This is a genomic window from Neisseria sp. HMSC068C04, assembly GCF_001810105.1.
Lineage (GTDB): Bacteria > Pseudomonadota > Gammaproteobacteria > Burkholderiales > Neisseriaceae > Neisseria > Neisseria flavescens_B.
On the sequence record NZ_KV799980.1, the window covers coordinates 46,602 to 59,464 of the forward strand.

A 12,863-nucleotide genomic window follows, 5' to 3' on the forward strand; every position below is an offset into this window, starting at 1 on the left:
AATGCCCAAAATAGGGGGCGGTGCTCTCTCCTGCGTATAGTCAGGCGTGGACGTTACCGTTACCACACACCGCCATAAACTTTGATATGCCGTCCAAAGCCTGTGGATAGGCTTCAAACACCATAGGGGAAATGGCGATAAAAAATCAGCGTTTACCCTGCTGATTTGGGCTATACGATTTGAGAGAGAAACTAAATTCTGCTTCTCAAAGCTCAATCTGTCAAATGGTTTTTTACAGGATTGGGCGATTTAACATTAGATTCTGTCCAATGCCGTAATAAGAATGACGGCATAGCACGTCTTGTCAGTGTCTTTACCTGTAACGGCGGCAATGTCTGCAAGTGTTACTGCCTCCCATTTGCCCCTATGTGTCTTAAGGGCTAAGTCCAAGATTGCTTTTTTCTCTTCCTCTGTGAGTGATTCCGCAATCGAAGAAACATAACTTTTCGGCTTTTCCTGTATTTCCGCCTCTGCCTTGATTTCCGCTTTATCCACTAATAAGCCAAGCATTTTAGCCTTGCCCATCGTGGCCGATACTGCCGCGCTGCTTTGCGGGGTAGGGGCTGTCAGTGCCGCCTCCCGCGCTTGCTCCAGTTCGTGTAACAGGTCGTCCACTGTTACCGCGTGGCGTTGCCGTGCCTCTGCCTTGAGGTTATCTACCATCGCGGAAATATCGGGGGCTTGTAGCAGCTTATAGGCTTCATTCGTTACCGTTTCGGGCTTCATGTTGTCGGTGTTGTAGGCTTGCCGGTATGCTTCGCTTGCATTGCCCGTTTCTACATACAGGCGGGCAAACTGTTCTTGCTTTGGTGTCATGTCTTAATCCTTTCAAAAAGCCGCACAATAGCTGTTTTCTGCCTTTGGGCGGCTGTTTGGGTGTTGCTACTTCAAGCTATTGAAAACCGCTTCTTTTTCTTTCTCCATGTCTTTAAAGATGTCGAAAATAGCGTTTTCTTCCCCGCCGGTGTTGTCCATCATGTTGAAGAAGCCCGGCAAACGTAAATCAATTATTCGATTCGGCATAGATTCCCCATAGTTTCGGCAATCAGGCCGCAAACCGTTTTCCTGAAGATTCGTTCTCATTTCAATGGCGGCCTTGCCGATTCCTGCCAGTTTCGCGGCGGCTTTGGCGTAGGCGCGGGCGGCCTCCAAATATTCAGGCAAGTGGGTCTCTTCAATACCAGCAATAAACATTTCATAGCGGGAAACGGCCAGCAAATTGCGAAGCTCTGAAATACGGTTCAGATGTTGGCGGCGGTCATTAAAGAGGCTTTCCAACAGTTCTTTTTGTACTTCCAGCACGTCGGCGGCGCGGTCTGCCTCTTCTCGCTTGGCGGCAATCTCTGAATCAAGCTCTTTGGCTTCTTCGGTGTTTGTGGGTTTGCCCATCTTCAATAAATCGGCAAATATTCCTTTGCGCTTGCTTCTTAGTCCCGCAAATTCATTGATCACCGCTTCCGCCTCTGAAACGCCGGCTTCAGCCGCTTCAATTTAGGCGGTCAGTTCACTGCATTTGTCCTCTTCCTCTTTCAGTAATTTTTGACGGGTTGCAAAAACTGTTTTTACGTATGTAACATTCATGTTTAAAGCTCCTGATTTAATTGATTAATACAAACCGTCCACGCTTCACGGTTTCCCCAAATTGGTTTGTTACTTCTTCCATCACGGTTATGATTTCATGCCCCGCCCTGCGAAGCTCCATAATGCGTGTGTTGTAGCTAAGTATGCCCATCTGTGAAAGCTCCCATGACGTGGCGCTTCCTTTTCTCAATCGGGCTAAAACTCGCTCTCTTTGGCTTGGCGTTTTGGGCTTAATACTGATAGAATGGTTATCCATAATTTTTTTACCTCTTAATTTGTTTGGCCGTCTGAATGTCCGTTCAGGCGGTTTTATTTTGACTAAAGGGATATATTCCCGTTTATGCTTCGCGCGCGCGTATTGCTCCGAAAACTCCTATTCTTCGCGTTTGGCGGCCAGTTTGCCGATATACTCTTCAATCTCACTGGAAATCCAGCCGGTAATATTTGCGGAAAGTTTGATAGGCTTGGGAAAATCAGGGCGGTAATGGCGGCTCTTCGGGTTTGCCCAATTCCAAATAGTGGCTCGTGAAACACCCATAACGCGGGCGGTATCGTTTACTCTTAATACAGTGTTATTCATTGGTTGCCTTTCTTATAACGGGTTAGATGACAAGCAAAATAATAGCCGCCCCTGTGGGCGGCTGTTTAGGCAGTAGCGTGTTGATTTCATGAAATAGCGTGTTGATTTCATGAAGTCAGCTAGTTGATTTCATGTTTTGCTCAAATTTTTTTATCCACTCTACAACCGTTCTTTCTGTTGGAACATCAGGGGCGGGGATTTCATCGTCATTAATTTTGCGGATAATCAGGCTGATTAATTCAGCTTTTCCTCCTCTTTGATTTAACTTGTCCTTTCTTTCCTCCAATAACTGATTTACGGCTGCTATCGTTCCCGCTTTTTCATAACGGCTTTGCTTGGCTTTGCCTGCTTTTTTGGCGTTTTCTGTTATTGCCTCTATGCTAATCTGGTCTTTTCTCAACTCCAAAGACATAAACTCTATTGATGTTGTAATTAAGTTTGCTATTGTTTTGAATTGATTAAAATTTTCTTGCAATGGCTTGTCTTTGAAGTTTGAAACATACTCATAAATGGCCTTTGTTGTAATGAAATACTGCATTTCTAAAAGCATTTCAAAACTTTGCCCAAAGTTCAACTCTTCTATTACGGGATAAAAATATTTTGCATAATCAATTAGTCCGCCGTGTTGCTCCTGATACTTTTCTAACGCGTTATTAACTTGTTCCTCAACTAAAGAAACTTTGTAAGTTTCCTTATAACTCCATAGCGACACCCCATGCTCAAATTTTTCAAGGCTTTGAAATGTTCTAGTCAACACCCTTTGGGCTTGCCAGCTAAAAACCCCTAGTGCGTCCTCAAATTCAGGGCTATTAGTAATATTGAATATAGCTGCATATTTTGGGTTATATGCTGCAGCGTTTCTTGGATATGCGATAGAAACCATGTAATACCTCTAAAACTAAAAAATATTCCGGAATATCAAACTTGTATAAATGGTAACCAGTGGTAACCAGTTGGTAACCAGTAAATTTACGTTAACTGGTTACCGCTTTTTCTTTGTATTTATATTTATATTCATATAGTTATATCTGTAAAGATTTGTGGTAACCAGTGTAACCAGTATATTTACTCACGCGCATAGGGAATTTTTAATCTGCCTTGCTCTCTTGAATCATCTGTAATGCCTGGTTGTATCGCTCCCGCAAATAGTCACTATACCATTGCATAAACTCGATACGCTGGGGCATATACTCGGCCATGTAGGCGTATGAATCCTTTGTTTTGTCTTCTTCAACGTGGGCAAGCTGAATCTCGATTGCGCCGCCGTTGAAGTTGTTTTCATAAAGCAGACTGCTTGCTACTGCTCTGAAGCCATGCGGCGTGGCCTTGCCCTTGTAGCCTAGCTTCTCGTTAATGATTTTTCCTAGCGTGTTTTCGCTGATATGGCGGTTTACGTTGGTTCTACTTGGAAACATAAACCGGCTATGCCCTGTCAGCGTGTGTAACTCTTGTAGCAGCTCTATCGCCCAATCAGAAAGAGGAACACATAAAGCGGGCTTGGGCTTCATCTTTTCATGCTTCATTCTTTCGGCGGGAATAATCCAACGCTTGGTTTTAAAGTCCACTTCTTCCCACTGGCCGCCGCGTAATTCGTTATTTCTCACAAACACCAGCATGGTCAGCATGATGGCAATTTTGTTTTGCCGCTCTATATTGGTTGCCAGTATCAGGCGGCGGTAAAACTCCGGCAATTCTTCACGGGGCAGGGCGGGTTTGTGTTTGGTGGGTAAGTTGGGGATGTGATTTTTCAACAGGCGGGCTGGGTTGTTTTCTGAAATTTCCAGCATGGCGGAATAGTCAAAAATCGCCCCTATCCAGCCCCTGATTTTGTCGGCGGTATCAGTAACGCCTCGCGCCATCACGGAATCAAGCAGGGTTTTGATGTGGGTTACCTTGATTTCATTAACGGGGATTTCTCCAATGACTGGGAAAACGTCATTTTTCAAGTAACGCATGATTCGCTCGGCGTGATGTTCTTTCCAGCGGGGCAAATTGTCCTTGTGCCATTGCTTGGCCAAATGCTCAAAAGTATTTAACAAGGCGGCTTGTCGGGCTGCTTTGTCTTTTTGCTTGGCTTTGTTGGGGTCTTGCCCTTGTGCAATCATGCGGCGGGCGTTTTCAGTGGCTTGGCGGGCTTCTACCAGTGAAACGGCCGGATATTTCCCGATAGTGAGAGTTTTCTCTTTACCGGCAAAACGATATTTCAGACGGAATACTTTTCCGCCCGCTGGGGTAACTTCAAGATACAGGCCATTTCCGTCAAATAACTTAACTTTCTTTCCAGTATCAGACGGCTTAGCGGCTTTAATTTGGCGGTCGTTTAGGGGCATTGGGGGTATGTTTTTTAGGGGTATTGTCAGATACCCCGAATCATACCCCCATATTTTGCTTTATTCAATTAAACGGCATTGGGGGTATTTAGACACTTGGCAAGGGGTATATTGGCCTGAAAGCCTTGCCAGTATTGAATCTTGATTACTGCGTTAGATTTGATTAGACGAAAAAAAAGCCCCTAAAAGGGGTTGGGTGGTGCGGACGGAGAGACTCGAACTCTCACACCTTGCGGCGCCAGAACCTAAATCTGGTGCGTCTACCAATTTCGCCACGTCCGCACTAATTTGAATCGTGGATTATACACAAGATTAATGGGGGCGCAAAGTCTTGTTTGCTTGAATTTTTCGGTTTATCCCTTATATAATGGTTTATTCTGGCCGTCTGAAAGCAGGGTTTGTTTTCAGACGGCCTCAACTTTACTATTTGGTGAGGAAGGGCAGATGCCTGCTTTATTGATTAAAGATTTTTTGCAGACGCAAGGTTTGAAGTTGCCTGCGGATGAGATACATGTTGCTTATTTGACTACCCAGGCTGTGATTAAAATGGGCAATGCTTCGGTTGAGCGTTCGATTTTGTGGCCGTCTGAAGACGGTTGGCAGTTGGTGGATTATGTTGATGCCGAACATGAATTGTTGCTGAAACAGATTTTTATGGCTTTGGATTCGGTTGCCGAGCGCACTGAGCATTTGAAAAGCGCAGCGGTTTATACAGCGTTTCCGAAAGATGGCGCGTTGTCGCTGGTTCGACTGAGCCGTTGGGGCGTGCCGTTGGAAAATGTAATTCCAATCGACGAGCAGGCCGGACAGGCTTTTTTGGCTGTGCGTACGGCGCAAAGCGGTTGGATGAATGTTTGTCAGAATGTGGCGTATTGGCAGGAAATTGGTGAATTGTCGGCCGAACGCAATCATCCCGGTTTGAGTCAGATTTCTGTTCCTGTCTGTATGCCCAGCGGTGCGGTTTTAGGTGTGGTGCATGCCGAGTTTGATGTCAAAGACGGCGCGCCAGACGAAGTATTGGTGTCTTGGATTGCCCTTGCATTAGCCTTGGCGGAACCTTTGAAAAACCTCTTGGGCGTGACTGAAAGCGAGGAAGCGGAAAATGAGTAACGCCTTGAAGTTTGTCGCGTCATGCCGTTTGCCTACGGAATGGGGCGAATTTACCATGCACGGCTTTGAAGAAGAGGGTGGTCAGGAGCATGTCGCATTGACGATGGGCGATGTTTCAGACGGCCTGCCTGTGTTGTCGCGTATTCATTCCGAGTGCTTGACCGGCGATGCTTTATTTTCGGTGAAATGTGATTGCGGCCCTCAGCTTCAAGCGGCGATGCAGGCCGTTCAGAAAGAAGGGCGTGGCGTTATCGTATATTTGCGCCAAGAAGGCAGGGGCATTGGTTTGATAAACAAAATCCGTGCTTATCGTCTGCAAGATCAGGGCTTGGATACGGTCGAAGCCAATGTTGCACTCGGCCTTCCTGTTGATGCACGCGACTTTACTTTGGCTAAGCAGATTTATGATTATCTGCATATTCGTGAAGTCAAGTTGTTGACCAATAATCCTGAAAAAATCCAAACATTGAAAGATTCCGGCATTAATGTGGTCGAACGGATTGCATTACATGTCGGCGAAAATGTGGAAAATGAACGTTATCTGCATACTAAAGCGGATAAATTGGGACATTTGATTTTTGATTGATGGATAGGCATAACGGTGATTTTTGTGGCTAAATAAAATATTCTATATTCTTTCAATGGGATATATTTTTATTTAAATAAAAACCTTGCGCATGGTCTGATTTTTTGATTTAATGTCGGCTTATCGGGTGATTAGCTCAGTTGGTAGAGCGTCTGCCTTACAAGCAGAATGTCGGCGGTTCGACTCCGTCATCACCCACCAAGTTTCCTTTCATTGTCTTTGACAGTGGATGCGCGGTGGTAGCTCAGTTGGTTAGAGTACCGGCCTGTCACGCCGGGGGTCGCGGGTTCGAGCCCCGTCCGCCGCGCCATTATTTTAAAATACTGATTCTTCAGTATCTCCCTTTTTCGGGTGATTAGCTCAGTTGGTAGAGCGTCTGCCTTACAAGCAGAATGTCGGCGGTTCGACTCCGTCATCACCCACCACTTTCCTTTTCATTGTCCCTGACAATGGATGCGCGGTGGTAGCTCAGTTGGTTAGAGTACCGGCCTGTCACGCCGGGGGTCGCGGGTTCGAGCCCCGTCCGCCGCGCCATCAAGTTAAAAATAAAAATACCGGTTTTTACCGGTATTTTTTTCGTCTGTACCCTATGCCTTTTATACAAAGTCCAGCTTTAGATAATATAAAGCAGAACAAAACAATAAGGCTGAAAGACATATGGCTTGAATCCTGAAAGAGCATCCATCTCAAGCTGCTTCACACCAAACGCTTATTCATCAAATCCCTAAATCATCTTTTAAAATAGACATCAATACTTGCCTCCTCTTCTTACACAAAGGCCGTCTGAAAACGTCAATACATTTTCAGACGGCCCTTTTTAGCTTATCAAGCCTGATACCTAATCATGCAAGAAGCTTTAGCATCAATCCAATGTTCTCCACCGGGCTGAACAATTTTAGACACCAACTTATCCAAGTCGCGTAAATAATCGGTTGATTTTTGGCTGTTGATAATCACGACAACCAACAACGGCTTTTCGCCCAACCAATACCCTGCCAGTGCGCGGACATCTTTAAGCGTACCGGTTTTGAGGCGCAGGTTTTCACCGGGCTGTTTCAAGCGTGTTTTAAGCGTACCGTCTTTACCGGCAATCGGCAGCGTACTGATAAACTCGTTTTTAAACGGACTGAAGTAGGCTTTTTCCAACATTTGCGCCATCATTCGCGCATTGAGCCGTTCTACTCGGGACAGGCCTGAGCCGTTTTCCAACACCAGCCCTTCCGTATTGATACCGGCAACCGCCAGCTCGCTTTTTACGATAGACGCGGCCTTAGTCTGCGCCAGCTTGTAATCAGGCATGTTTCCGGCAAATTTAAGGAAAACCGAACGGGCAATCAGGTTATTGGAATGCTTGTTCATATCGGTGAGGATATCGGTAAGCGGTTTGGATAGATGACTTGCCAACACATGCGCATCATGAGGCGCGACACCTGTCATCAGGCCGTCTGAAACCGTGCCGTCTTGTTGACGCCATTGGTTCACAAAACTTTTGCCGACATATTCTTTCATGCTGTACATATTCAGATACAGTTCTCGTCCCAAGCAGCTTTCCGGCAGCTTGCCCGATACAGTCAGCGTATTGTTTTTATAGGAAGTCTTCATATGGTTTTTTAAAACACCACATTTCCCTTCTTTATTCTCAAGCGTCAATTTGTTTTGAATGTTCAGATTCGGCAGAGGCGGATTGGTACGGATGACCAAGCTTCCGTCTTCTTCTTTTTCAGCTCGGAGTTCAACGGTTTTATACGCCAACATATTGGGGTCGGGCGGCGTCATAAAGCTTTCGGCAGAATCGGAAGCAAAATCATCCGGATTCTTCACATCGCCCCACAGGCTGCGGTCAAGTATCAGATGTCCGTCAATATGGCGTATGCCCTTATCGCGCATCTGTTGCTGCATTTGCACCAAATCATGCTGGTCAAACACAGGATCGCCACTCCCCACCCAATACACGTTGCCTTTCAATGTATCGCCTTTGATTGAGCCGTTGGTTTTAAACTCAGTTTTCCAACGATAATCGCCGCCCAACATACGAAACGCGGTAAACGCCGTTACCAGCTTCATGGTCGAAGCAGGATTGCGCAATTCATCGGCACGGTGTTCGGCAATCACTTTGCCGCTGTCCAATTCCTGCACATAAACAGAAATCTCGTTTTCAGGAATACGCCCGAAATCCAAAGCCCATGACGGACAAACCGCCATCATCAGGCTGATTGATAAAATACTTTTTAACTTCATTGTGTTACAAAATCTTATAAATTCTTACGAGGTACTTAGGCCGTCTGAACGTTTCAGACGGCCTTTTTATTTATTTCTGATGCGCTTTCAAACGCAAAGCAAACATGACGACCACAACACCGACAACCAAAGCGCAACCCATCGCCAAATGGATACCGTCCAGCATTGCCTGTTGCGGCATATCTGCGCTAGAAAGTTTCTCGCCGATATTGGTTGCACCGACAAAAAACGCCGCGCCGATGGCACCGGCAATCGGGTTGATGGTGGTCAGAATCGCCGCACCGTGCGGATTGAGCGTTTTCGGCAACGCGTTCAGACCATGGGTTTCGCCGGTTACACAAGCAGATACGGAAAGCGCCAACAGCGTAAACATCGCCGTCAACATCACCACTTGCGTATCAATCCGTAAAAACAGCCACAATACCGCCAGCGATACCACCAGCATCACTGTTGCCGGCAAGACGACAAAGCGTCCGCCCTTTTTGTCCAACAATTTGCCGAACAAAGGTGCGGCAACCGCTTGGGCAATACTGGCAGGCATCAGAATCAGACCGGTTGCCGTACCGGTCAGCATCAACACTTGCTGCGTGTACATCGGCACCATCAGTTCCAAGCCCAAGAACAGGAATATCGCACCGGCTAAAATCACAACGCAATATCTGAACTGCTTGTATTCAAACGCACGAAGGTTCAACAACGGCGTAGCCAAACGGAACTGACGGTGCGCAAACCAACCCACCAGCACAACGGAAGCGGCAAAGAGCAGGATAAATTCCACCAGCGGCATATGGGCAAAATTACTGCTCGCATAAACCAGCCCGCCGAAGCCCGCAATCGACAAAACTGCCGACAACATATCGATTTTCGGACGGCTGATGTTGCTCAAATTGACCGTCAAATATTTGCCCACCAGCACCATCGCCGCCAACATAAACGGCGCGGTAAAGCCGAACAGCACACGCCAATGCGTATGGTCGATGATGATGCCCGACAGCGTCGGCCCCATTGCAGGCGCGGCGGTAAACATCATGGTAATCACGCCCATCGCCGTTCCGCGCTTGTTGGGCGGGAAAATCGACAACACGCCGTTAAACAGAAGCGGCACAAAAAACGCGGCAGACACTGCCTGCACCATACGCCCGACCACCAATACGCCAAACGTCGGTGCAAACGCGCAAATCAGTGAGCCTGCTAAAAACGTTGCCTGCGTAAACAGCACCATTTTGCGCGTTTCAAACCATTGGATCACGCCTGCCGTAATCGGCGTAAATGCCCCCATAACCAGTAAAAAGCCCGTCGTCAGCCATTGAACCGTGGTCTTATCGACACCGAAATCTTTCATAATCGGCGTGAGCGCGACATTCAGTAGTGTATCGTTGAGATAGCCGAAAAATGCGCCGATGAATAAGGTGGCGACAATGGTTTTAGCAGGAAAGTCGGGATTGTCGGCGAAGTATTCGTGTGCCGTTGCGTCCTCTTGCGAATCAGAAGCGTGCATAATAATTTGAAATATCAGCGAAACCGTTATTTTAGCATAAACCTTTTTGACAGGCCGTCTGAAACCTTGACCGCTTCCCCAGATAACACTAAAATTTAGAATTGTTTTCATTTTTATTATTAAACAGGAGAAAAACATGTCAAAGAAAGTCAGCATCTTGGTCGGCAGTCTGCGTAAAGGCTCGTTTGCACGAAAAATCGCACAAAACGTCATTTCCATGTTCCCCGAAGGTTACGAAGCGCAAATCGTCGAAATCGGCCATTTGCCTTTATACAACTTCGACTACGACGACCCTGCCGTTACCGACGTCCCTACTCCGTCTAGCTATACCGAATTCCGTGAAACCATCAAAGCCTCTGCCGGCGTATTGTTCGTGACTTCCGAAAACAACCGCACCGTCCCGGCCTGCCTGAAAAACGCCATCGACATCGGTTCCAAACCCAATGCCGATGTTGCCTGGAAAAAAACACCGGCCGGCATCATCAGCCATTCAGTCGGCAAAATGGGCGGCTATAGTGCGCAAAAAAATCTGCGCCTTGCCCTTTCGTATTTCGATATGCCGCTGACCGGCCAGCCGGAAGTGTTCCTCGGCAACTCGCCTACCCTGTTTGACGACAACGGCCAGCTCATCGAATCTGCACGCGGATTTGTTCAAGGCTATATCGACCAATTGGTTGCCTTGATTGAGAAAAACCCTAAATAATCGGGATTGGAGCATACAGGCCGTCTGAAAAACGAATTTTCAGACGGCCTCATCTTTTGCAAAAAATCAGTTTTTCGACAGTTCCTAAATTTTTACTAATTGTGTGCGGTTATAATCACTATCCGCCCATCCTCCGGAGAACTTCCATGCGTGTATTATTGGTTGAAGACGATGCCATGATTGCCCAAGCCGTCAGTGCCAACCTGAAAGACACCGGCTACGCTGTCGATTGGGTCAGCCGCGGTTCGGAAGTTGCCGCAGCAGTGGCGGCGCAGGCATACGATTTGCTGCTCTTAGATTTAGGTTTGCCCGGCAAAGACGGTTTGGACGTATTGGCGCAAATCCGCAACGGCGGCTGTACCGTTCCCGTCTTAATCGTGACCGCGCGCGACGATTTGCACAGCCGCCTCAACGGCCTAGACGGCGGCGCAGACGACTACATCGTCAAACCCTTCGACATGGCGGAACTGCAAGCCCGTATGCGCGCCGTATTGCGCCGACACGGCGGACAGGCGCAAACGCTGCTGAGCAACGGCATCATCACACTCAACCCTTCCACCCATCAGGCGGAAGTGGTCGGGCAGGAACAGGCCATCATGCTCAGCAACAAAGAATTTGCCGTCCTCCAAGCCCTGCTACTGCGTCCGGGCATGATTCTGTCGCGCAGCGATTTGGAAGATAAAATCTACGGCTGGGGTGAAGAAGTCGAAAGCAACGCCGTTGACTTCCTGATTCACGCCTTACGCAAAAAACTCGGCAAAGAAGCGATTCAAAACGTCCGCGGGGTCGGCTGGCTGGTTGCACAAAACAACCAGGCCGTCTGAAAAACCAAAACAACACCAACACACAAACCATGCAACGCCTTATCCACACCATCAAACAATCCCTGCAAGTCCGGATCAGCCTCGCCCTGATCTGCATGCTCCTGCCCCTCTCCATTCTTGCAGGCATATTTTCATATTACGATACTTATCACGAGACCCAAGAGGTTCAAGACGACCTGTTGCGCCAAGTCGCGAACTATCTCGACCCGAGCAATGCCGATGACGAAAATCACTCGCTCGACAACGACAACAAGATTTCCGTTCAATTTCCCAATACGCCCAACCCCATTGTCAGCCTGCCTGAGCAGATTTCAGACGGCCTGCACACCATTCAGGCCGATGACGACGACGATTACTACCGCGTTTATACCCGTAATACCAAGCAAGGCCGCATCGCCGTCATGCAGGAAAGCGACTATCGCGAAGAGCTGGCCGAAATGGCCGCCGTGCAGAGCATCCTCCCCATGCTCCTCGCCCTGCCCCTGATTATCCTGCTCACCGTCTGGATTACCCATCGCGCCATGCGTTCCGTCAAAACCCTGTCCAACGATTTGGAACAGCGCCAAATCAACGACCTCTCGCCGATGGACACGCAAGACATTCCCAGCGAAATCCAAGGCTTTGTCGTCGCCATCAACAACCTGTTGCGACGTACCGACGAAAACGTCCGCCAACAGCAACGCTTTATCGCCGATGCCGCACACGAATTGCGTAGCCCCATGACCGCCCTTTCCCTTCAGGCAGAACGGCTCAACAATATGCAGCTGTCCGCCGAAGCGCGCGAGCAGTCCGCCCTGTTGCAACAAAGCATACAGCGCAACCGCCACCTGCTCGAGCAACTCCTCTCCCTCGCACGCGCCCAAGCACCCGAAACCCAACGCCCCAAAACCCTGATCAGCCTGCAAAACCAGTTCCGCCGCGTCTTGCAGGAACTCATGCCGCTGGCGCTGGCCAAAGGTCAAGACATCGGCGTCGCCGTTGAAAACGACTGCCAAATCCACGCCGACGACACCGAAATCTACACCCTCATCAAAACCTTTACCGACAACGCCATCCGCTACACCCCCAAAGGCGGCTGCATCGATTTGGGCTTTGACGAAACCGCCGAATACCTCAACATCTGGGTGGAAGACGACGGCCCCGGCATTCCCCCAAGCGAACGCCAACGCGTTATCGACCCCTTCTACCGCATTCTCGGCACCGAACAACAAGGCACCGGCCTGGGGCTTTCCATCGCAAACACCATTGTCAAACGCCATCAAGGCCGTCTGAAACTGGCCGACAGCCGACGCTTTGACAGCGGCTTGCTGATTATTGCCGAGTTGGATAAAAAGACGCTTTAAATAATCGACCCGCTCAAATTGGTTTATCTAGCTTTAATCCGATAAATCAAAACGCTTAAAAAACCAAAGG

At 48.2% G+C, this 12,863-nt stretch carries 13 protein-coding genes and 5 tRNA genes; 9 read left to right on the forward strand and 9 right to left on the reverse strand.

Annotated features, from left to right (window positions below; genetic code table 11):
• Window positions 1-255: 255 nt before the first annotated feature.
• The 7 genes from HMPREF2700_RS08215 to HMPREF2700_RS08245 form a co-directional block, all read right to left on the reverse strand.
• Window positions 256-816 carry a terminase small subunit gene (locus HMPREF2700_RS08215; RefSeq protein WP_070591476.1) on the reverse strand — a complete coding sequence of 187 codons (561 nt, stop codon included), beginning with the start codon at window positions 814-816 and terminating at the stop codon, window positions 256-258.
• A 66-nt stretch (window positions 817-882) separates the two neighbouring features.
• Complete coding sequence (locus tag HMPREF2700_RS08220; RefSeq protein ID WP_283129699.1) at window positions 883-1,389, reverse strand: hypothetical protein; 507 nt, start codon at window positions 1,387-1,389, stop codon at window positions 883-885.
• Between the two features lie 208 nt (window positions 1,390-1,597).
• Window positions 1,598-1,837, reverse strand: a complete 240-nt coding sequence (locus HMPREF2700_RS08225) for a helix-turn-helix domain-containing protein (protein WP_070591477.1) — start codon at window positions 1,835-1,837, stop codon at window positions 1,598-1,600.
• A gap of 117 nt (window positions 1,838-1,954) precedes the next feature.
• Window positions 1,955-2,161 carry a helix-turn-helix transcriptional regulator gene (locus HMPREF2700_RS08230; RefSeq protein WP_070591479.1) on the reverse strand — a complete coding sequence of 69 codons (207 nt, stop codon included), beginning with the start codon at window positions 2,159-2,161 and terminating at the stop codon, window positions 1,955-1,957.
• A 115-nt stretch (window positions 2,162-2,276) separates the two neighbouring features.
• Window positions 2,277-3,044, reverse strand: coding sequence for a hypothetical protein (locus tag HMPREF2700_RS08235; protein ID WP_070591480.1), 768 nt, complete (start codon window positions 3,042-3,044; stop codon window positions 2,277-2,279).
• A gap of 205 nt (window positions 3,045-3,249) precedes the next feature.
• Window positions 3,250-4,491, reverse strand: a complete 1,242-nt coding sequence (locus HMPREF2700_RS08240) for a tyrosine-type recombinase/integrase (RefSeq protein WP_070591482.1) — start codon at window positions 4,489-4,491, stop codon at window positions 3,250-3,252.
• A 197-nt stretch (window positions 4,492-4,688) separates the two neighbouring features.
• Window positions 4,689-4,773, reverse strand: a tRNA-Leu gene (locus HMPREF2700_RS08245).
• 162 nt (window positions 4,774-4,935) lie between these two features.
• Between HMPREF2700_RS08245 and HMPREF2700_RS08250 the strand changes: the two genes are divergently transcribed.
• The 6 genes from HMPREF2700_RS08250 (at window position 4,936) to HMPREF2700_RS08275 (ending at window position 6,721) form a co-directional block, all read left to right on the forward strand.
• Window positions 4,936-5,601: a hypothetical protein gene (locus tag HMPREF2700_RS08250; RefSeq protein ID WP_070461982.1), complete on the forward strand. Its 666-nt coding sequence runs from the start codon at window positions 4,936-4,938 to the stop codon at window positions 5,599-5,601.
• Entirely contained in the window at window positions 5,594-6,187 is a 594-nt protein-coding gene (gene ribA, locus HMPREF2700_RS08255) for a GTP cyclohydrolase II (protein ID WP_063068903.1), read from the forward strand. Before HMPREF2700_RS08250 ends, ribA begins: the two co-directional genes overlap by 8 nt.
• A 125-nt stretch (window positions 6,188-6,312) precedes the next feature.
• Window positions 6,313-6,388: transfer RNA gene (locus HMPREF2700_RS08260), tRNA-Val, on the forward strand.
• Window positions 6,389-6,420: 32 nt separating this feature from the next.
• A tRNA-Asp gene (locus tag HMPREF2700_RS08265) sits at window positions 6,421-6,497 on the forward strand.
• 39 nt (window positions 6,498-6,536) lie between these two features.
• Window positions 6,537-6,612: transfer RNA gene (locus HMPREF2700_RS08270), tRNA-Val, on the forward strand.
• Window positions 6,613-6,644: 32 nt separating this feature from the next.
• Window positions 6,645-6,721: transfer RNA gene (locus HMPREF2700_RS08275), tRNA-Asp, on the forward strand.
• 291 nt (window positions 6,722-7,012) lie between these two features.
• Here HMPREF2700_RS08275 and dacB read toward each other — a convergent pair.
• Window positions 7,013-8,425: a D-alanyl-D-alanine carboxypeptidase/D-alanyl-D-alanine endopeptidase gene (gene dacB, locus HMPREF2700_RS08280; RefSeq protein ID WP_070591483.1), complete on the reverse strand. Its 1,413-nt coding sequence runs from the start codon at window positions 8,423-8,425 to the stop codon at window positions 7,013-7,015.
• 70 nt (window positions 8,426-8,495) lie between these two features.
• A complete protein-coding gene (locus HMPREF2700_RS08285; protein ID WP_070591485.1) occupies window positions 8,496-9,923 on the reverse strand; it encodes an MFS transporter in 1,428 nt (475 codons plus the stop codon).
• A 136-nt stretch (window positions 9,924-10,059) separates the two neighbouring features.
• Here HMPREF2700_RS08285 and HMPREF2700_RS08290 point away from each other — a divergent pair, with 136 nt between their 5' ends.
• From HMPREF2700_RS08290 to HMPREF2700_RS08300, 3 genes are all read left to right on the forward strand, one after another.
• Entirely contained in the window at window positions 10,060-10,626 is a 567-nt protein-coding gene (locus tag HMPREF2700_RS08290; RefSeq protein WP_070591487.1) for an NADPH-dependent FMN reductase, read from the forward strand.
• A gap of 146 nt (window positions 10,627-10,772) precedes the next feature.
• On the forward strand, window positions 10,773-11,450 hold the full coding sequence (locus HMPREF2700_RS08295) for a response regulator (RefSeq protein ID WP_070460434.1): 678 nt from the start codon (window positions 10,773-10,775) through the stop codon (window positions 11,448-11,450).
• 29 nt (window positions 11,451-11,479) lie between these two features.
• Window positions 11,480-12,793 carry a sensor histidine kinase gene (locus tag HMPREF2700_RS08300; RefSeq protein WP_070591488.1) on the forward strand — a complete coding sequence of 438 codons (1,314 nt, stop codon included), beginning with the start codon at window positions 11,480-11,482 and terminating at the stop codon, window positions 12,791-12,793.
• Window positions 12,794-12,863: the final 70 nt, after the last annotated feature.

Excerpts from the sequence above, each read along its gene's own strand:
- HMPREF2700_RS08215 (WP_070591476.1), bottom strand. The coding sequence starts at position 816 with ATGACACCAAAGCAAGAACAGTTTGCCCGCCTGTATGTAGAAACGGGC.
- HMPREF2700_RS08220 (WP_283129699.1), bottom strand. The coding sequence starts at position 1,389 with ATGGGCAAACCCACAAACACCGAAGAAGCCAAAGAGCTTGATTCAGAG.
- HMPREF2700_RS08225 (WP_070591477.1), bottom strand. The coding sequence starts at position 1,837 with ATGGATAACCATTCTATCAGTATTAAGCCCAAAACGCCAAGCCAAAGA.
- HMPREF2700_RS08230 (WP_070591479.1), bottom strand. The coding sequence starts at position 2,161 with ATGAATAACACTGTATTAAGAGTAAACGATACCGCCCGCGTTATGGGT.
- HMPREF2700_RS08235 (WP_070591480.1), bottom strand. The coding sequence starts at position 3,044 with ATGGTTTCTATCGCATATCCAAGAAACGCTGCAGCATATAACCCAAAA.
- HMPREF2700_RS08240 (WP_070591482.1), bottom strand. The coding sequence starts at position 4,491 with ATGCCCCTAAACGACCGCCAAATTAAAGCCGCTAAGCCGTCTGATACT.
- HMPREF2700_RS08250 (WP_070461982.1), top strand. The coding sequence starts at position 4,936 with ATGCCTGCTTTATTGATTAAAGATTTTTTGCAGACGCAAGGTTTGAAG.
- ribA (WP_063068903.1), top strand. The coding sequence starts at position 5,594 with ATGAGTAACGCCTTGAAGTTTGTCGCGTCATGCCGTTTGCCTACGGAA.
- dacB (WP_070591483.1), bottom strand. The coding sequence starts at position 8,425 with ATGAAGTTAAAAAGTATTTTATCAATCAGCCTGATGATGGCGGTTTGT.
- HMPREF2700_RS08285 (WP_070591485.1), bottom strand. The coding sequence starts at position 9,923 with ATGCACGCTTCTGATTCGCAAGAGGACGCAACGGCACACGAATACTTC.
- HMPREF2700_RS08290 (WP_070591487.1), top strand. The coding sequence starts at position 10,060 with ATGTCAAAGAAAGTCAGCATCTTGGTCGGCAGTCTGCGTAAAGGCTCG.
- HMPREF2700_RS08295 (WP_070460434.1), top strand. The coding sequence starts at position 10,773 with ATGCGTGTATTATTGGTTGAAGACGATGCCATGATTGCCCAAGCCGTC.
- HMPREF2700_RS08300 (WP_070591488.1), top strand. The coding sequence starts at position 11,480 with ATGCAACGCCTTATCCACACCATCAAACAATCCCTGCAAGTCCGGATC.